The organism is Zavarzinella sp., from assembly GCA_041399155.1.
Classification (GTDB): domain Bacteria; phylum Planctomycetota; class Planctomycetia; order Gemmatales; family Gemmataceae; genus JAWKTI01.
Genome location: JAWKTI010000001.1, coordinates 737,382 through 756,370, shown reverse-complemented (window position 1 = coordinate 756,370; position 18,989 = coordinate 737,382). Strand labels below are relative to the sequence as shown.

Here is an 18,989-nt window from a genome sequence, read left to right as displayed (position 1 = left end):
TCGCTTGCTTTCTAGGCAACCTGGTGTCGTAGCGGTCACATTCAATATCAACCCTTCAGGTCCAAAACAGTCTTCGTGCCACAGATGTTTTGCCGACTTGACATGATCCTTGAGAATAAACGGACCATTTCCCAGCCTACAGCAACGCTTTGAATCCCACTGCTCTGGCCGCATCGTATTCTGCCTCGAAAATCGGCTCAGGCAGTTTCTTCAGCCCAATTAACGATCGATAACACCCTCTGGTGATTGTGGAAGAAAGCACGGGAAAATGTGCCCTGATCGCCTTGTAATTGCGCTGATTTTTTTACACAGGTACAATTCGCCAGCGGAACCATTATTCGGATCAGCAGCAGCTATCCATCAGACGCTGGTAAAACGTCTCTGCGGGCAAACTGGGTGGTATTGAGGAGCATTCGCCGGCACCCATGTCTACCACGAGCCAATCACCCTGAACCGTTTCTGCCACGTCCATCGTGAAAAATGGAGATGTGAAACGTGCTGCAATTTTACTGATCGATTCCCATTCGGTGCGAAGTGCTGGGAGATTGAAATAATGAGAAGCAGCCAATAGTTTGCTGTTCCAGAAAAACAGCCGATACTCTTCGCACTGGGGATATTCCCTGGGGCTGTCGCCACGCAGGCTTAACGGTACAAACTGTTTGACAACAAATCCACGGTGGAACGATTTTCCCTGTTCGCGGTAAAGTCTTGCGGCCATTTCCTCAAACCCTTCCCTCCCGATACCTTCAGGTACAAAACAGGCTTCGTGCCACAGATGTTTCACCGACTTGACATGATCCTTGAGAATAAACGGACCATTCCCCAGCTTCCGACTGCAACTGTAAGCCTCAAAAGTGTCGGGAGTTTCCGTCCATACAGTCAGTGGAGAGAGTTCGCGAATTTTCGGATAGTAATTCGGTAGATAGGTTACTTCTGCATATTGTTCTGGCGAACTGACCAGCCGATAGCCACGTTTCCCCAAGGCATGATAAAAGTCTAAATAATCCTGTTCGGAATAAATCCAGCCTCGGTACAACAATGTTGAACCATCCCCTTCTGGGAAATGGCGGCAGGCTGCAATCGGCCCTTCAGAGGAACGCATCTCTTCGGAATACAGTAACGTGTTGAATCCCACTGCTCTGGCCGCATCGTATTCAGCCTCGAAAATCGGCTCAGGCAGTTTCTTCAGCATTTCATTCTGTGGAAAGAGCAATTGCATCATTTAATAGCGATCCCTGATTAATCAGCGCGGGCAAATCCACTGCGACGACCATCCTGGACAAAGTGCAATTTCTGTTGATCATCTGCAAAATATGCACCCACAATACCGGTACTGCTGGAGGGCCTGGTCACCTGGTGGGCAAATTTTCTCGTTTTCAACATTTCCAGAACTTTGGCACTGTAATGTTGCTCGAAGATGATTTCGCCTTTTGAATTCGGCATACTGAAACGTGGCTGATTCATCGCTTCCGCGGGAGACAATTCCCATTCAATCAGGGCCGTACCATATTGATAAGGACCATGGACAAAACCATATCCAGGAGAGCCGGCAATCAGTCGCGGCACACCATTTTTGAACAGCGCAAAATTGGTCGTAATTCCAGCAGCAGTTGCACCAGTTCCATGTACATGATCGCGGTTAATGGCATAAGAAGCATAAACACCGTCTACCATGATTCCGGCACCAAATGCAGATGGTGAGTTGATCGAGTGTGTCCCCCAGGCACAGTTACCTTTATTGTCACGTACCACCAGAAAACAGGTGTTAAACAGCGCATCCAGAGTAAAGTCGCGATGGGGACTGTTCAATACAAAATCGGCTCGCTTGCTGGCAAAAAGGGGGTCAAGAAAGTCCGCTTCGGTTTCCTGGTTCAATTTTTTGGAAGAAAGAAACACCTCTTCCATAATCCGAAGTTGCCTGTACAGAGAATCGGAGTTGTCCCTGGCACTACCACTTTTTCTGAGGTTTAATGCCTCATTCAGGTGCATTGCGTAGATAATCAGCGGTGCACTTGCTATCTGATAACCACGGTAATTGCCGCGCAAATCCAGTTTTGGTGTGCGGATGCGGTCTTTCCAGGTCTTCATATCGTTCAGCGTCATTTTTCCGCCATCGGCAGTTGCCCTCTTTACGTAGTTCTTTGCAAATTCACCTGTGTAAAATGCTTCTGGACCGTCTTTCGCAATCTGGGTCAGCAGTTTTCCCAGTCTCGTCTGGATCAATGGTTGAGCAGGGGTAAGAAATTCACCTCGATGCTGCCAGACCAGTTTTGATTCTGGATCTTTCACTGCTTTTCTTTTGGCAGCTTCAATAATATCCGGGATAACCAGAAACCCCTCAGTTGCATAGCGGATTGCAGGCTGGAACAGTTTTTCCCAAGTAAGCTGACCATATTGACGATGTGCTTCATACAGGCCAGCAACAAACCCGGGCACCGGCATTGCCCGACCTGTTTGCGTGACGGGAGAAGTACGGTCATAATCGTAGGGTTCTGCCGATGCAGGTCCTAACAGGCCGACAGTGGTTGATGTTTGCTTTTTATTGGCTGCAAAATAGTTGATGCCAAAGGCACCACCCAGTGAGGTCAGCCCCGGCTCGGATACCGTCTGTGTGATGGCGGCAGTAATGTAGGCATCTGCCGCATTTCCACCCTGTTCCAGTGCCCAAAGAGCAGCATCACAGGCCTGAACAGAAGTTGCTGTGACACCCGCTTTTTCACCCACAGCGTAGTGATCCTTTCTCTCAGATCGCTGAGCCTGGGCGGGCATCGGCAGCAAACTGGTGGCACAAGTGCCTGCCATACTGCCTAAAAAAGATCTTCTGGAAAACATTATTACCTTCTTTTCACCAGGATGTCAGCACTATTGAATGTTAATCTATGTCATTTTCTGGTGGGGGCTTATCGACGTTTCGTGAACTGTATTTGCGCAAATCTCACCCCGCCCAACGTTACGCGGTGAATAAGCAATTTTATCTTTCAATAATGGGATAATTCAACTGAGATTTGTTGAAATGTTAGTCTTAGGTAGAGGAAGTTCCTGGGGTGGCCTCCTTATATCCGCCAAAAACCTTGACCCGCGAGAACCCACCGGCCACCGACTTTTCGGAAGTGCAGCGACCGTCCGCTCGCCCCCCAGAACTACTCTTCCGGGCTACGCCTCGCCGGCGGGCCGAGGAAGACATTGACCTCACCGGTTCGATAGTCTGACCAGTTCCAGATCGCCTCATGTGGCTTATGTAGTTGACGGACCAAGGCCGCAACCGATGTGTACAGCCTTCGCCGCTTTGCCAGCACTAAGCCCTCTCCCGCCGAACGGATCCGCGATTGAGCAGAGTCGCGGAGTGGATACGAAGCGATTCCTGCTCCAATCGCTCACTTTGGCCGCCTGCGGCCGGCACCTTTAGTATGCGCAATCGCAGGGCCTGTTAAGCCAGCCGCTGGTTAGGGGGTATCGATGGGCCAGTGGTCGATTGTCTTCGAGGCGATCTCACGAATATGATAAAGTTCGATTGAATCGCACTCGAAATGATCACGTGCGTTTTCACAGATTGCCTCAAAGTCAGCCGCAGTAAGTGAATCGAGTTTGGCCGAATCAAACTCCCTGCCGCAGATGGCAGAGAAAAGTTCGTAGCCATCATTGGGTTCAACCACGTCTTCGCCGACAATGGGGCTTAACACTTCGCAGGTCTCGCGTCCCAAGGTGTTCAACAGGTCAAGGAAGTGTGAATCTGACATTTGTGGCATACCCCCAAACTAGTTATTAGCCTGCGTGTCATGCATATTAACACTCCGCGTTAGATTGCAATTCAGGCAAGCAATAGGCTGGAATTGCAACGCCCCGGTCGTTGGCGTTTAATACATGAGTGTATATTATCGTTGTTCTAACATCCTTGTGACCAAGGAGTTCCTGCACCGTACGGATATCATCACCCGCCTAAATCAGGTGAGTGGCAAACGAGTGTCGGAGTGTGTGCAGTCATGAGTTTCGTAATTGTTGTGACTCACTGCAAATGCTGTGATACATCATGAGGAAAAGCCTCTATTTACTGCATTTTAGCCAGTAAATTCATGCAGTGCAATCAAAAACCGGAATGCGATACAGAAAGATACCGTACATGGGCAAAACTGGATTCCCGCCTGCGCGGGAATGACTGTTGTTGTTGGTCGTCAGTTTATTGGGTGCACTGCGAGTTATCTGCAATGGTTGGAGTCGGACATCGTGCCCGCAAAAGAAGAGTTAAGATGAAAGGAGTGTAGTGCTGCAAATGGGCAAAAACAACCTACAATCATCCGAACTACTCAAATTACAAAAAAACTATACTCATTTGCTAGCAGAAATAGGCCACACTGAAGCAGAAATTGAGCAAGCCCTAGCGGAAGTTGGTACTGAGGCTCGCAAAATAGCCAATTCCTCTAAACAGTAACACGGTCCATTGCACCTTCCTAAACATGTGGGCGGTGTCACCTGTGGAGCCGAACTGTTTTACCAAAGCCAAAATCCCCCTTTTGTGGGAATTCGGGCTGATCCGTTTATAATGTCTCCTATTTCAAACTTACTTGGGAGTCCCCCGCCAGATGAATAACCAATCTCGTGGCTTGATCAGCCGCTTTCTGGATGGCATTGAGTGGTTAGGCAATAAACTGCCCGATCCTGCGGTGCTGTTTTTCATGGGTCTGATCCTGACCTGGTGCCTTTCCAGTTGGCTGTCGGGCATGACTTTCACAGAAACTGTGCCGGGCGAAACCGCACCGATCGCGGTGAAAAACCTGCTGACGCTGGACAGTTTTGCCGGTTTTCTTTCGAAAATGGTAAAGCAGTTTACTGGTTTCCACCCACTGGGGGTGGTGCTGGTTGCCCTGCTGGGCGTGGGTGTTGCGGAATATTCCGGTTTCCTGAATGCGGTGCTGAAATCGCTTTTGAATATAACTCCTCGGTTATTATTGACCCCGATGCTGATTCTGGTGGCAATTATGAGCCACACCGCAGCCGATGCCGGCTATGTGCTGGTGATTCCGATCGGTGGGGTGATGTTTTATGCCGCAGGTCGCCACCCGGTGGCAGGGATTGCGGCTGCGTTTGCGGGTGTTTCGGGTGGGTTCAGTGCCAATTTCATCGCCTCCGGCCTCGATCCGATGCTGGCCGGCATTACCCAGGAAGGGGTGGCAATTCTGAATGCCGACCGTCCGGTAAATCCGTTGTGCAATATCTTTTTCACCGCAGCATCGTCGCTGGTGATTATTCTGCTCGGCTGGTTTATTACCGATCGCATTATTGAACCCCGCCTGAAAGCCACCGAAGTGGATGGCAATCCTGAAGATATGCCCAAAATGCAGGATCTGAACAGGCGGGAAAAGGTCGCCATGTGGCTCAGCCTGGCTTCCGTGGGAGTGCTGCTGGCCCTGCTGGTTGCCTGGATGGTGCCTGCCAACTCCAGTTTGCGGGATGTGCGAGGCAAACTGACCTCCATGGGCAGCCGCGAATACGATTTAGGTCTGAAAGTGGCCCCCACCCCACAAGGAATGGTGGTGGAAAGCGTCGCACCCGACGGTGCGGCTGGTAAAGCAGGAATCGCAGCCAACGATTTATTAAAATCCATTAATGGTTTGCCCATTGCGAATCAGGCAGATTATGAGAATTCTTTCACCAGAATGACCGCCAAGGCACCGGTGAAGGTGGTGGTGGAACGCGATGGCAAGGCGATGGAACGCACCTTCAAGCCCGTGGTGAAGCCCATTGCGGGTTCCCGCCTGATGGAGGCGATTGTCCCACTGATTTTCCTGATGTTCATTGTGCCTGGGCTGGTTTTTGGGTTTGCTTCCGGCAAGTTCCAGTCCCACCGAGACGCAGTGAAGGGAATGACCAAGGCAATGGAAACGATGGGTTATTACCTTGTGCTGGTGTTTTTTGCCGCACTGTTCATCGGTGCGTTTTCGGAATCGAACATTGGCAAACTGCTGGCGGTGAAAGGTGCCAATTTCCTGAAACAATCGAATATGCCTTCGTGGGCGGTGGTGCTGGGCATCATTTTCCTGACAGCGTGTGCGAACCTGCTGGTGGGGTCGGCTTCTGCCAAATGGGCGATGCTGGCACCAATTTTTGTGCCAATGCTGATGTTGCTGGGGATTTCGCCGGAAATGACGCAGGCAGCCTACCGCGTGGGGGATTCCACCACCAACATTATCACACCGATGATGCCCTACTTCCCACTGGTGGTGGTGTTCTGCCAGAAATATGTGAAGAAATCGGGGATCGGGTCGCTGACCGCACTGATGCTGCCGTATTCGATCTGTTTTCTGGTGTGCTGGACCGCATTTCTGCTGATTTACTGGGCAATCGGCATTCCACTGGGAATCGAAGCACCTTATACGTACCAGCCATCATAGCCCCACAGTAGTTTGGCTGGGAGCAAGGTTGTTGAGTAGATGTTATTCTGTCTGTTGAATAATTGTGCAAATGAGGAAGTTTTGTGGGTTCGGTGCTTTTTCCGACAACAATTATACCAATCGACGGCCCACTGGTTTTCCTGGCTGGTCCGATTCAGGGTGCCCCACATTGGCATGCGGAAGCGATCAAGTGGTTCAGCGAAAACACACCTCATGTGTCGGTTGCATCACCGCGAAGGCTGGACCGCTCACGTGACTTCGATTACGCAGCCCAAGTCGACTGGGAAACATTTCATTTACGGCGGGCTGCCAGCGAAGGGGTAATTTTATTCTGGCTGGCTCGCGAAGCGGAAAGCATTCCTGGGCGGGCATACGCACAGACCTCGAGATTCGAGTTGGCAGAGTGGAAGGTTCGCCATGAACGGGATGGAGTGCAGTTGGCTGTCGGCATCGAAGATGGGTTCAGTGGAGCAAAATATATCCGCCATCGCTTCCGTCAGGACTGCCCACTGGTGCCTCTGGTAACCAGCCTTGCTGCTGTATGCAACGCAGCCGCCACTCTTGTTGGGCAAACGCACACAGCCCCGGGAACTTCTCCAGTAGAGGAGTAACTTTCCTTCTCAATAAAATTTCATTGAGTTTTCTGAAGCAGTTTGTTGTTGGCTCTAACATCTAACAATGGTGCTGCCTTGAGGCTCTACTTTTAAGTGGTTTGACCGCAAAGCCGCGAAGGATTACTGTAAACCGTCATTCCAGCGAAGGCGGGAATCCAGTTTTGCCCATGTAGTGTATCGTTCTGTATCGCACTCTGTTTTTTTCTTGCACCCCTTAGAACTACTGAGTAAACTACAACTAGTGTGGACCTTCCTCATGCTGTATTTTCAAAATAGGACTGTACAAGAACTGTTGGGACATGCCGATGTGACGACCACCATGATTTACACGCATGTCCTAAACAAAGGGGGGAGAGGCGTCAAAAGCCCCTTAGATGAATAACTTTCGGCGCAATGTCCATTAGTGTGTTATCTCGCGCTGATTTGAAACAATGGTTTGAACGTAAATTCATACCATGTAAGTAGTTAGATGGTACGGTACCATCTTTATTTTTAAAAGTGTTATTTTGCGCAAGCGCAATCTAATTACAAGTTAGCCCGCCAACGCCGATGTACGACACATTGATCATGCTTAAGCCAAGTGCGAGTTTCTCCGTCGACGAGATGCTCGAGGTAGTCCAGGGCGTGGCGGCCACCGGCGACGGTTCGGTCGAACGCATCGGTTCAACCATTCGGCTCGTGACTTCTGCCGGGCACATTGAAATCGTGCCGAATAGTTCTGGCTACGTCATTGAGGAGAGCAATGAGATCGCTGAGCGATTTGATATACCATGCCATGGCTGTGCCACCCGATACGAGATGTCCGGCGAAGACGCAGACATGGAACTGTTCAATGACTACCTCATCATCAACGAACGCCTGCAAGAGCTAGGCAGGTTCGTCATCTTCGATTCGCAGGAATGCAAGCTCATGTTCGAGGACGGGGCGGGCTAACCACCGGCTGCAGTTGACCGGCTGCGCCCGCGATATGATGTTGTTGTCGGTTTGGAGCCTGCTCCCCGCGGGCGGCTGGCAACTGAGCCTTTTACGTTAGGCGGACCAGCGAGTTTTCAATGTCAAATCCGCAGAATGCATCAAGCAACGTCGAGGTCAGGCTTCAGGAGCTGTCCACGGCGCTGGTTGAAGAACTCATTTCGCTGACTCCTCCGTCGATGTCAGTCATCGTGTTCGAAATCGTCTCCACCGAGGACGTTGGCGCGGACATTGGGTTACTGGAAAACCATCCTGATGTTGTCCATGTCGCCCTCAGTGACGTAGTTTACAGCGTTGGATCACGATACATTCCGTACGTCAAGCAATACGTGCCTGGTTGGCATCGCACATTGTTCACCATCCGCAAAAACGGGGATCAGTGGGAAGTCGCGGTAGATTTTCAGCGTGCGTAGTGCCGCCTAACCACCGGCTGCAGTTGACCGGCTGCGCCCGCGATATGATATGGTTGTCGGTTTGGAGCCTGCTCTCCGCGGGCAGCCGGCAACTGAGCTTTTTACGTTCGGCGGCTTGGTCGAGGACTGATGCAGTTTGAACGGTTCGTGATTCCTGGCGCGTATCCTGATGCCGGGCTCTATTTCGCCTACATGGCGGAGGTCAAGCGGCATTGGCGATCCGTTGGCTGGGAGGAAGTGCCGAAAGCAGACGAGGACGCAATCAAGGCGGCATGGATCGCGAATCTCGAGCCGACCGGGGATCTCGTCATCCCCGAACCATCTCGAACGTGGCGCGGAGAACGGTTGGCTCGTCACCGCCAAGAGCCTGAGATGGAAAGTGAGTTCACGCTCGCATTGCTGAAAGCGTTTCGTCAATGCACGAGGCCTGGTGAACGCCTTTGGGCGATTGACTGGCAACACGCTTGGTATTACTTTGACCCGCACGCTGGCATCACGACGGCAACTCGCGACGAGTGGGCAATGCCCATTCTTCCGGATGGCGACTCGTATAATTACGTGGCCCCTGATTTCCGATTCGGCGTCCAAATGGGCTGGTCGGCGACTGGTCCAGTTACGATTTTCGGGGAGGACCTGATCGCTGCGTTCGATTCCAATCCACCGGAGTGTTTCCTGTGGGTGTGCGGCTCCGGATATTTGAGGCGCCGGCGAACAAGCGGATGAAGCTGACCGGGGCCGCCATCCTGGTTTCGCCCGGCAAGACAGTTTTGCAGGCGGCCCAGGCAGGTGAAGGGTGTCGTTCGGCCATCGGAGGCGAGCGGGTGGGGATCGCCACGCGGATGACCGAGGTACTGTTCCTCCACCTCGAACGGCTCCGCGGACTGGTCGGGCAGCCAGTCGAGTCGGCCCGGGTGGTCTGGTACGATCCGTGGGACAGCCTCCACGCGGCCTCCCCGGTCGTCCTGACCACCGGCGGCCGCAACCTGGAGTTGTGGTCGATCTACGTCGCCGAGTTCGGGTTCACCTGGGGCGAGATCGACTTCGCCCGACCGCCGTTCAACTGGATCGGCAAGCCCGACCCGGAGTCGCGTTGGGTCGAGGCACCGCAGACGGCGTTGCGGCGGGCGTGCGGGGCGGTCATTCGGTCCGTCCGGCTGATCCCGGCCGATGACCTGTGCGCCGGGCTGGAGTTAGGGTTCGGCGGATGGGCGCTGACCCTGCTCACGGAGCTGGACGACCTCATCGTCACCGACGAGCCGGAGTGGGTCGAGGTGTGAGCCGCAGAGGTCGAACCAGGCGCGCAGCAGACGGTGGGGCACGATAGGTTTCTGGAAGTTCATAGCTCACCGGTGCCCAGCCGCTGCTGAGCTTGGTCGTTAATCCGGCCTGCAGTCTGCTTAACAGGTCCGCGATTGAGCGTGTACTAAAAGTGACGGCCGCAAGCGGCCTAACCAGCGATTGGAGCAGGAATCGCTTCGTATTCACTCCGCGACTCTGTTCAATCGCGGACACGTTCAGCCAATAGAGGGCGAGTCGGATGTTCGGCTGGTTCCGCAAAACGAAACGCACAGCGCTGCCGGTGCTCGCCGCCGAGTCGGAGACCGTTCACCAGCATCCGAGGCGGTGCGCGCTGAACGCGCCCGGCTCATTTTACACACTCGGCAAGTGCTTGGCGTGCGAGGCTCCAGAGGCCGAAGCCCCGGACCTGCTCGCCCCGCTCACCGGGGACAACTACACCACCTACTTCGTCCGTCAGCCGGAGACTCCGGAGGAGGTCGAGCGGGCGTGCAGCGCGATCGAGGTCTGCTGCGTCATGGATCTTCGGTACGGGGGCACCGACCGAGACATCATCGAGCGCCTGGGCAACGACCCGGTGGCGTGCGACTACGTTGTTCAGGACGGGCAGCTCGTTCTCAGCGACAAGGCAAGGGCCTAATCCGGGGCTTCACCGGGCCCGGCCAGGTGGTTTGTTTCTGGGAGTTCGATCGCACCTGAGGCCGCTGGGCATGTGAGCGGCATTAGAGCAGGTACCAGCATCTCGTGGTGCTTGATGTCGTTGAAAACCCACCCTTCGCCAGAAAACAGCAAATCCCTACAATGTCTACTAAATCAGTAAACATTAATTGATTGTGAGAATCTGCTGGTGATCAAGGTAGCACAGCGTACGCTGGTTTGTATTCCCCCCACGCCACTGGTGGGGATTGTTTTGCCCCCAGACGACTTTCCCGTGTGGTGCAAATTAGAATTTCTTAATACAAGTGGGTCCACCAAGGACCGGATTGCACGTTTCATCCTGGGGAAAGCGTATCGCAAAGGGATTTTACGCACCGATTCGGTGGTTGTGGAAGCCAGCAGTGGCTCCACCAGCATTGCGATGGCGATGGCCTGTGCCCAATTGGGGCTGCGCTTTCTGGCGGTGATGCCGGAAGGGGTCAGCAATGAGAGAGTTCTCATCATTCGTGCCTACGGTGGGCAGGTGCAGTTCACTTCGAAGCAAGGCGGTGTGGCAGAATCGATCCGCACTGCAGAGCAGTTAGCGGCAGAACATGGGTATTTTCTCCCACGGCAATTTTCGAACAGCGACAACGCCGATGCCCACCGAGTTGGGACGGCACGCGAGATTCTGGAACAGATCCCAGGTGGGGAAGTTGGCATTGTGGCCAGTGGTGTGGGAACTGGTGGCACGCTGGTAGGTTTGTACGAGGGTTTTGCCGAAAATGGCTGCAGTTGCGTGCCTGTCTGTGCCAGACCGGTGAATATGGTGCATTCGATGGAAGTGGAATGCTGCAGTTTCAGCAGTCGGATACCCGGTGTGGTGGACAGCATGTCGACGATTTTCTGCCCCACGCGGCTGCCCGGATTACGCACGCTGGAAATTGACGATGAAGTGGCCATCTGCACCACGCGGGAACTCATTCGACGTGGCTTTCCCGTGGGGCCTTCATCCGGCCTGAACTTTGAGGCAGCCCGCCGGGCCAAACGGGAATTAGGCGATTCTGTCGGCCCTGTCGTAACTGTGTTTCCCGACCGAATGGAACGCTACTTTACCACGGAACTGTTCACACCTTTTCAAACCTGATCTGAAATCATTTCAGGTTCAGGTGGGAATCTCAATTGTCTGCAGAATTTCTTTAATTGCGGTACTGGCCAGGTCGCCCGTGCCACTGAGGGCGATCGATTTTGCCACAATCCGGTGAGCAAGACAGGGCACCGCCAGGTTTTTCACATCGTCGGGCACCAGATAATCCCGCCCATCGTACAGGGCGGCTGCCTGTGCCGCACGGTAAAGGCCCAAGGCTGCCCGCGTGCTGGCACCCAGCACAATATCGTTCCGTTTACGGGTGGCTTCCACAATATCCAGAATGTAATCGGCAATGGCATCGCTTACCTGCACGGTGCGGACCAGTTCCTGCAGGCTGGCAACCGCACTGGAAGAGAGCACTGCCGGTAATTTATCGACCGGTTCACCCATGCGGTGCTGAATCAGCAGATCGCGTTCGGCCTGCCGATCAGGATAACCCAATTCGGTACGAATCAGAAACCGGTCCAGTTGGCTTTCCGGAAGTGGGTAGGTCCCTTCAAATTCATAAGGGTTCTGGGTGGCAATCACGAAAAAGGGTGGCTGAAGGGTCCGCGTCAACCCATCCACAGTAATTTGCCGCTCTGCCATCGCTTCCAGCAATGCCGATTGTGTACGTGGGGTGGCACGATTGACTTCATCCGCAAGCACCACCTGAGAGAAGAGGGGGCCGGGCATAAACCGGAACTCACCCGCCTTCTGATCGAGCACGTTGGTGCCCAGCAGGTCAGCGGGCAGCAGGTCTGGCGTGAACTGCACACGGTGGAAGCTAGCATCGATGCTTTTTGCAAATGCTTTGGCAAGCAGGGTTTTGCCCACGCCGGGAACATCTTCCAGAAGAATATGGCCATCAGCCAGCAGTGCAATCACACCCAGCCGCACGACTTCGATTTTGCCGAGTACCACTGAAGTGATGTTGGTAACTAATTGCTGGAGCTGTGTTTTGGCTTCAGAGGCTGTGGTCATAATGAACCCTGGTGACTAATGACAATCGTATTCTATTCCCGCCTGGGCAAGACAGTCGATTTTATTTTGGTGAAGTTTGCAGAAACGACCGTGAGGACTTGATTGTGCAATGTGGCACCTGCTTCCAGCTGGTGTGTGAATTCTGCGGCAGGATGCCGCAGCCACTTGATTGCGAAGTTTGGTTAAAAGAAATTCATGAGATTGTTCTAATTCAAAGCGGTGCGGAATTGTTCGAACAAATAGCTGCTATCGTGGGGGCCGGCGGATGCTTCTGGATGGTATTGCACACTGAATAATGGTAGAGTGCGGTGGCGAATCCCCTCGACGGTGTGATCATTCAGACTGACGTGCGTGCATTCCAGATCGGCGGGCAGGCTGTTCAAATCGACTGCAAAACCATGATTCTGCGTGGTGATCTCCACTTTGCCCGTAATTTTGTTCTGTACCGGGTGGTTTGCCCCACGGTGGCCAAACTTCAACTTGTAGGTTTTTGCCCCAAGTGCCAGTGCCAGCAACTGATGCCCCAGGCAGATGCCAAAGATCGGCTTTTTGTCGAGCAGTTTGCGAATGGTATCGATGGCATACCCTACCGCGGCTGGGTCGCCAGGACCATTCGAGAGAAAAATCCCATCGGGCTGATATTCCAATACTTGTTCGGGCGTCGAAGTGCCCGGCAGCACAGTGACTCGACAGCCAGACTGGGTCAGGCACCTTGGGATGTTCCATTTCATGCCGTAGTCCAGTGCAACCACGTGGCGTGTGATGGGCTGTTCTGCCAGCATCGTGGTCGCCAGAGGTGCCAGCCCACCCTGATTCCAGGCGTAGGCTGCAGTGGGGGAAACTTCCTTCACCAGATCGCACCCGGCCATACTGCCCAGTTGGCGGGCCTTGTTGACCAGAGAAATCGGATCGAGATCGGTGGTGGAAAGCACACCCATCAGGGCACCTGTTTCGCGGATTCGCCGCACCAGGGAACGAGTATCGATGCCGGCAATTGCAATGATGCGGTGTTTTTTCAGGTAATCGCCCAGCGAGATTTCCGAACGGAAGTTACTGGGGGTCTGGATTTCTTCCCGCACGATAAACCCAGAAACCTGCGGGTAGCTCGATTCGTTATCTTCGGCGGTAATGCCATAACTACCGATCAGTGGGTAGGTCATGGTGACAATCTGACCCTTATACGAGGGATCGGTCAGCACCTCCTGATAACCAGTGAGGCTGGTGTTGAAAACAACTTCACCAGTAGTTTCGCCTTCGGCCCCAAATGAAATCCCGCGGTAGAGGGTGCCATCTTCTAACGCCAACAAGGCCGGAGTGTGCATGGAGGTGTACTTTTGGTGGTTCCAGGGTGCAAAAAGTCAAACAATTTCATCTATTTTTCTACAAACTTCCCACGGTGGTACAAGGAAAGTTCCCTGGAAATTTACTGACATGCAAGTATTTTACATGTGATATGATGATGCAAAAGCAATTTCCGTCCCACTTTGATGAGTAAGCTCTCATCTATTGGCACCCCACCACGTAGGGACCAGAATCGCTAGTAGATCAACGCCGAGCAGTGATTGGTACCCACACTTGCTGAGTATTTGAAAGCCGCTGAAGACTACAGGAAACTTTCACAGGCAATTGAACCGCATCAGCGCAGTGTGCCATTAATAGCAAAACCAATCAACGTCACCATGGTCGTAAACATCGTATACATTGCCAGATATGCCAGTGCAAGCAAGACAGCCTTACTGAAACGAAGTGGCTGCCCATTTTTGTCCACAAAGACATGCGAAAATACCAAGGAATGCACCAGAACAGAGCCTATTGTGTAATAGATCAGATAGATCGGCGAAAAGTAAAATCCCAGTCGTTGGGTAATTGTTGCGGACCGATCTGCTTCGCGCTCCAATTTCAGGATATAAACAATGAAGATTAATATCGTGAAATGAAACATTGTCGTAATAAAATTACACATCAGCGTTGCATGAAACGCTTTGCTATATCCAAACTTGGCCACACGCACCCATGATCCGGCGAATATGAGCCAGACAGCACTCAATAAGCTTCCAATTACAATGCTGAAAATTGCAAGCGAAAAAGCGATCAGCAAAAATAATGGAAATGAATCATCAATTTTTTCGTAGATTTCAGGCATCGACGTTCCTTGTGTGGGTAACAGAAACCAAAAGACATATTATCCACGGAATTGATCCCGGTGCAAGTGCATTTCAATGAAACAGCCAGAACCAGAAACAGCCATCCCACTACATATCGTTTGCTGCTTCCTGCCACTACGCATGGCAAGCAACTGATAGTGGATTTTCATTCAATGCCCAACGAGAAAGATTCGCCAATGGCGCAAAGCCGAATTGCTATGGTCTGCCCTTCAATTTTCGCCACGCAAACCGCAGACAGACAACCACTGCGGGCAATGCCGACAGGAAAGCGAGGATCTGCCAGCCTACAACAGGAACCGTTTTCAGTTCGCACACGGCATAACGAGTAGTGAGCAGTGTCGTGTTTTCAAGCAACGGAATCTGTGCCTCATTCACCGTAATGGTGACAAATTGGTGACTGGTCTTATTCAGCCGACATAGCCAATACCCACGGCTGTCAGGAGGATCCTTTGCAATACTTGCGAAATCAAATTTCCAATCGAGATCGGCTTCCTGCACCGTAATGGAACCGTCAATCCTGTTGAGATCAGCATTGCTGAGATCAGTTTTCAGGTAATAGTCCACCCCGTGGTGGTGCAAGCTGCTTGGGATGACTTCCAACTGTGTGGTACCAGGAATACCCAAATCAACTGCCACTTCGCCGGGTATTGCGTTCATTACCGTAAATAATTCAGCCCGAGCAACACGATAACGCAGATAACTGTAAATCGAAACGAGCAGCAGGCCAACGATAATGAATTGCTTCAGAACAGATGTCAGAATTTGGATTTTCATCGTGATTATCGTTCGGGCTCTGCGATACGGCACCTGATTGCACGATAGCAGTTTTTCGTTGCGTTTTCTACTGGCACCCGTTAGTTTGCTTTTACGAGAAGCCGTGCCGAATTCGAATGACGCAATTTTGGGTTGTCTTTCCGGAGAGTCAAATTCATGAACAGATCAGCAATCGCAATCTTTCTTTCCCTGGGGGCGGTCGGAACTTTTGCCCAGGAACCGCCGAAAGAACTGCTGCCGTACTATCAGCCACCAGCGGAATATGTGGGCAAATTGGGTAATTATCGCTCCCCACTGTTGTTTGATGATGGCCGAAAAGTGCAGACTGCCGCCCAGTGGCAGCAGAGACGTGGAGAGATTCTGAAATACTGGCACCAGCAAATGGGTGCCTGGCCTGCACCACTCACCAGGCCCACCATGGAAGTGTTGTCTACAGAAAAACAGGATGGAATTACCTGGCAGAAGATCCGGCTGCAAACAGCCCCAGAACGTCTGGTGGATGATGCCTGGCTGCTGACACCACCTGGAAAGGGGCCTTTTCCAGCAGTCGTGGTGGTGTTCTACGAAGCGAACACTGCCGTGGGGCGTGGCAAAAGTGAGTTCCGCGATTATGCTATCCAGTTGGCCAAGCGGGGTTTTGTTGCGTTATCTCTGGGCGGCGATCCGAACACGTATTATCCCACGAAAGAAACATGCACGATCCAGCCGCTCTCATTTCACGCTTATGAGGCATCGAACTGCCGCCGGTTTCTGGCCAACCTGCCCCACGTGGATGCCAAACGGATTGGTGTGGTGGGGCACTCCTACGGTGGGAAGTGGGCGATGTTTGCTGCGTGTCTGGATGAAGAGTTTGCCTGCGGAGCCTGGTCCGACCCAGGGATTGTGTTTGATGAATCCCGCTCCAACGTGAATTACTGGGAGCCATGGTATCTCGGATTTGACAGGAAACTGCCGATGCAACGAAGTCGCGGCATCCCAAATGAGAAAAATCTCAGAACTGGTCCCTATCGCACGATGATGGAGCAGAAACGGGATCTCCATGAACTGCACGCACTGATGGCCCCACGTCCCATGTTTGTTTCTGGTGGTGCGGAAGATCCGCCGGCACGCTGGGAGGCACTGAACCACACCGTACAGGTGAATGAGTTGCTGGGTGCAAAATACCGCGTGGCGATGACCAACCGCAAACTGCACAGCCCAGATGCGGAAGCAAACCGCCTGCTGTATGCCTTTTTTGAACACACTTTGGGCAACAAGGATAAGTCAGAATAAGTAAACTAAAGGAAATGCTTAAGTAGTAAAAAGATGATCATGTTTGAAGACAATCAGAATTTGTTCATCCGTTATTCGAAAATACGCCATCGAGACATAGGCCAGTAGATCACTTTGACAACACCTTCGATATTTCCCTTCGGAATTGGCCCCATGAAACGAGAATCAAAAGAATGTTCTTGCAGGTCGCCAATCACAAAATATTCGTCGTTAGCCAGCCTTAATGGCGACTCGACTGAACCGTACTGATCCGGAATGAAATTGATTTTAGAAATTTCTGCAGGTGGCTGGGCTTTGATTCCATTAATCCAGATCTCACCTTCTTTGATGATGATTTCTTCTCCAGGTAAGCCAACTAATCGATGGACAGAATTTGTCGGTTGATTAGTAAGAGTCTTGTACAGCACAATATCCCAACGCTTTGGTGTCTGGATTTTATTCACAATAATTCGGTCTGGTTGCTGAAGAACAGGAATGAGATCACCAATTTCGTCTGTTTTGTTGCAGGTGAGGCAAATACCAAATCGACGATATGCATCAAGCCGCTCGAATTCGGGATGGAAACCTGCGATTGCCTGTTGCCCACAAGAAGGACATTTTCCAATCTGGTGTGTGCCACGCAGTACAGGCGACATCGACTGATTCGCGACAACAAATGCTTCTAACAGAAATGGGTTCAAGACAAAGAAAATCAGCACCACCTTCGCAACAGCGGGTATCAAAGTAACAAGCCAACTGCAGATTGCACGTTTGTATGTGGTACGAAAAAAGATCGCAATGGTGCTGAAGGTAACAAACATGACCAGAGCAAATTCAAATAACAGCGCGAGCAACGGTGGGGGATCCACAATCTCTGTTGTCAGCCAGGAATATCCAAGATGAATTGCTAAAGAAAAAACAACGATCATGAATGTGGTTACCAATGCTCGCAAAAATCCTATCTTTGGGATTTTCGCCCAGTTGGCGCCGATGCGAAGAAAAACGGCATCGAGTATAATGCTTAGAACAAAAATTGTCAGGACGATAAACATAGTGTACATGAATTGAACCTTTCACCTATGGAGTTCACCAAATTACAGTTGAAGTGGTTTGCAGTTAAATATCCAGTTCTCTCCCTTTGCCTGCGGTGCGGGCTTTTTCGTAGACCAGGATGCCCACGGCAATATCTTCCAGGCCGATGCCCAATGATTTGAACAGAGTGATTTCGTCGGTGCGTTCCCGATCGGGGATGTGATCATCGACCAGGCGGCCCAGTTCGGGCATGTCGTACCACTGAATAATGCCGGCATTAACAGCGGGGATCAGGTCGCCTGCTTCCATCATCGCCTGATCTCGACTGTCCACAACTACTTTGCTGCATCGTTTGATTACTTCAAGATCAATTTCGGTTTTGAATTTCATGTTGGAACCAGCAATGTTCAGGTGCTGGCCGGGCTGCAGCCATTCCCCCAGCATCACCGGTTTGACTGAACTGGTGATGGTGCAGACCACATCGGCCTGTTTGACTGCCTGTTCCGGTTGGTCGACCGCAATGACGGGAAATCCACATTCCGCTGTCATGGTGGTGGCAAATTGCTGCCGATTTTCCACCGTGGGGCTGTAAACGAACGCTTGTTCAATCGGGCGAACTGCCGCCACTGCCAGCAATTGAGTGCGTGCCTGTTTTCCACTGCCAAGGATCCCCACCGTGCGTGCGTCCGGCCGGGCCAAGTACCGGGTTGCCACGCCACTGGCGGCACCGGTGCGGATTCGGCCCAACTGATCTGCCTGAATAATAGCCAGCATGTCGCCGGTTTTGCCATCGTACAATGTTACATGAAAGCGAGCCTGCTTTTTGGTGGTGGTATACGCCTTGTAACCAATCACTTTTAATGTTTTGGCGGCTGCAGGCAGCACGTGCAGCATGGTGTGGTCGGTTTGGCAGCGCATCCGTGGCACATTACTGGCCTCTTCCAACGCCCACTTGCGGAATACAGTTTCCACTGCATCCACCGCTTCCGGCATGGTCAGCAGTTCGGCAACTTCGGCTTCATTAATATGTAACACAGGCATGTTCGCCTCCTACAACGTGCAATGGGATCGAACGGTGGTATGATTCTGTTGCGAGAAACTTTAGTCGATTATAGCAGTTAGAATGACAAGTATGATTGTGTCGGAAGCGGTTAGGGCCGGAATTCTTTCCCCAGACGGCAAAAATCAGCCCATTGCCGATAGGGCACCAGCACTTCCTGCGTTTCGCAGTGGCGCACTTTCCCCAGCGCCGGGTATTCGATTCCTTTATAGTGGCGGCACCTTCCAGGTGGGGTGGTTATATTCGGGTACTCATTTGATTTTCATTTTTGCATCGG

The 18,989-nt window shown here is 52.1% G+C and carries 19 protein-coding genes and 2 pseudogenes; 10 read left to right on the top strand and 11 right to left on the bottom strand.

The window, feature by feature from the left end; all coding sequences use genetic code 11:
* Nucleotides 1–343: 343 nt before the first annotated feature.
* From R3B84_03190 to R3B84_03175, 4 genes and pseudogenes are all read right to left on the bottom strand, one after another.
* Nucleotides 344–1,222 carry an ATP-grasp domain-containing protein gene (locus R3B84_03190; GenBank protein MEZ6139554.1) on the bottom strand — a complete coding sequence of 293 codons (879 nt, stop codon included), beginning with the start codon at nt 1,220–1,222 and terminating at the stop codon, nt 344–346.
* A 17-nt stretch (nt 1,223–1,239) separates the two neighbouring features.
* Entirely contained in the window at nt 1,240–2,832 is a 1,593-nt protein-coding gene (locus R3B84_03185; GenBank protein MEZ6139553.1) for a gamma-glutamyltransferase, read from the bottom strand.
* A gap of 611 nt (nt 2,833–3,443) precedes the next feature.
* A complete protein-coding gene (locus R3B84_03180) occupies nt 3,444–3,737 on the bottom strand; it encodes a hypothetical protein (protein MEZ6139552.1) in 294 nt (97 codons plus the stop codon).
* Nucleotides 3,738–3,783: 46 nt separating this feature from the next.
* Nucleotides 3,784–3,975 (bottom strand): annotated as a pseudogene (locus tag R3B84_03175) (tyrosine-type recombinase/integrase).
* A gap of 602 nt (nt 3,976–4,577) precedes the next feature.
* On the opposite strand from R3B84_03175, the gene R3B84_03170 reads away from it, so the two are divergent.
* From R3B84_03170 to R3B84_03130, 9 genes and pseudogenes are all read left to right on the top strand, one after another.
* Nucleotides 4,578–6,386 carry an AbgT family transporter gene (locus R3B84_03170; GenBank protein MEZ6139551.1) on the top strand — a complete coding sequence of 603 codons (1,809 nt, stop codon included), beginning with the start codon at nt 4,578–4,580 and terminating at the stop codon, nt 6,384–6,386.
* A gap of 83 nt (nt 6,387–6,469) precedes the next feature.
* Nucleotides 6,470–6,997, top strand: coding sequence for a nucleoside 2-deoxyribosyltransferase domain-containing protein (locus tag R3B84_03165; protein MEZ6139550.1), 528 nt, complete (start codon nt 6,470–6,472; stop codon nt 6,995–6,997).
* Nucleotides 6,998–7,274: 277 nt separating this feature from the next.
* A pseudogene (locus R3B84_03160) lies at nt 7,275–7,382 on the top strand (tyrosine-type recombinase/integrase).
* A 167-nt stretch (nt 7,383–7,549) separates the two neighbouring features.
* A complete protein-coding gene (locus tag R3B84_03155) occupies nt 7,550–7,933 on the top strand; it encodes a hypothetical protein (GenBank protein MEZ6139549.1) in 384 nt (127 codons plus the stop codon).
* Between the two features lie 119 nt (nt 7,934–8,052).
* Complete coding sequence (locus tag R3B84_03150; GenBank protein ID MEZ6139548.1) at nt 8,053–8,385, top strand: hypothetical protein; 333 nt, start codon at nt 8,053–8,055, stop codon at nt 8,383–8,385.
* A 129-nt stretch (nt 8,386–8,514) separates the two neighbouring features.
* Nucleotides 8,515–9,108 (top strand): DUF2716 domain-containing protein, encoded by a 594-nt coding sequence (locus R3B84_03145; protein ID MEZ6139547.1) that lies wholly within the window; start codon nt 8,515–8,517, stop codon nt 9,106–9,108.
* Complete coding sequence (locus R3B84_03140) at nt 9,105–9,662, top strand: hypothetical protein (GenBank protein ID MEZ6139546.1); 558 nt, start codon at nt 9,105–9,107, stop codon at nt 9,660–9,662. The genes R3B84_03145 and R3B84_03140 overlap by 4 nt, the downstream gene beginning before the upstream one ends.
* A gap of 260 nt (nt 9,663–9,922) precedes the next feature.
* Complete coding sequence (locus R3B84_03135) at nt 9,923–10,321, top strand: hypothetical protein (GenBank protein ID MEZ6139545.1); 399 nt, start codon at nt 9,923–9,925, stop codon at nt 10,319–10,321.
* A 207-nt stretch (nt 10,322–10,528) separates the two neighbouring features.
* Nucleotides 10,529–11,464: a cysteine synthase family protein gene (locus R3B84_03130; GenBank protein ID MEZ6139544.1), complete on the top strand. Its 936-nt coding sequence runs from the start codon at nt 10,529–10,531 to the stop codon at nt 11,462–11,464.
* Nucleotides 11,465–11,482: 18 nt separating this feature from the next.
* Here the strand turns inward: R3B84_03130 and R3B84_03125 are convergent, their stop codons facing one another.
* The 4 genes from R3B84_03125 to R3B84_03110 form a co-directional block, all read right to left on the bottom strand.
* Nucleotides 11,483–12,430: a MoxR family ATPase gene (locus tag R3B84_03125; protein ID MEZ6139543.1), complete on the bottom strand. Its 948-nt coding sequence runs from the start codon at nt 12,428–12,430 to the stop codon at nt 11,483–11,485.
* Nucleotides 12,431–12,636: 206 nt separating this feature from the next.
* Nucleotides 12,637–13,752, bottom strand: coding sequence for a glutamine-hydrolyzing carbamoyl-phosphate synthase small subunit (gene carA / locus R3B84_03120; protein ID MEZ6139542.1), 1,116 nt, complete (start codon nt 13,750–13,752; stop codon nt 12,637–12,639).
* 314 nt (nt 13,753–14,066) lie between these two features.
* On the bottom strand, nt 14,067–14,573 hold the full coding sequence (locus R3B84_03115) for a hypothetical protein (protein ID MEZ6139541.1): 507 nt from the start codon (nt 14,571–14,573) through the stop codon (nt 14,067–14,069).
* A 217-nt stretch (nt 14,574–14,790) separates the two neighbouring features.
* Nucleotides 14,791–15,369: a hypothetical protein gene (locus R3B84_03110; protein ID MEZ6139540.1), complete on the bottom strand. Its 579-nt coding sequence runs from the start codon at nt 15,367–15,369 to the stop codon at nt 14,791–14,793.
* A 156-nt stretch (nt 15,370–15,525) separates the two neighbouring features.
* On the opposite strand from R3B84_03110, the gene R3B84_03105 reads away from it, so the two are divergent.
* On the top strand, nt 15,526–16,641 hold the full coding sequence (locus R3B84_03105; protein ID MEZ6139539.1) for a prolyl oligopeptidase family serine peptidase: 1,116 nt from the start codon (nt 15,526–15,528) through the stop codon (nt 16,639–16,641).
* Nucleotides 16,642–16,712: 71 nt separating this feature from the next.
* Here the strand turns inward: R3B84_03105 and lepB are convergent, their stop codons facing one another.
* From lepB to R3B84_03090, 3 genes are all read right to left on the bottom strand, one after another.
* Complete coding sequence (gene lepB, locus R3B84_03100; GenBank protein MEZ6139538.1) at nt 16,713–17,549, bottom strand: signal peptidase I; 837 nt, start codon at nt 17,547–17,549, stop codon at nt 16,713–16,715.
* A gap of 187 nt (nt 17,550–17,736) precedes the next feature.
* Nucleotides 17,737–18,693, bottom strand: a complete 957-nt coding sequence (locus R3B84_03095; protein MEZ6139537.1) for an ornithine cyclodeaminase family protein — start codon at nt 18,691–18,693, stop codon at nt 17,737–17,739.
* A gap of 110 nt (nt 18,694–18,803) precedes the next feature.
* Complete coding sequence (locus R3B84_03090) at nt 18,804–18,953, bottom strand: DUF1653 domain-containing protein (protein ID MEZ6139536.1); 150 nt, start codon at nt 18,951–18,953, stop codon at nt 18,804–18,806.
* Between the last annotated feature and the right edge of the window lie 36 nt (nt 18,954–18,989).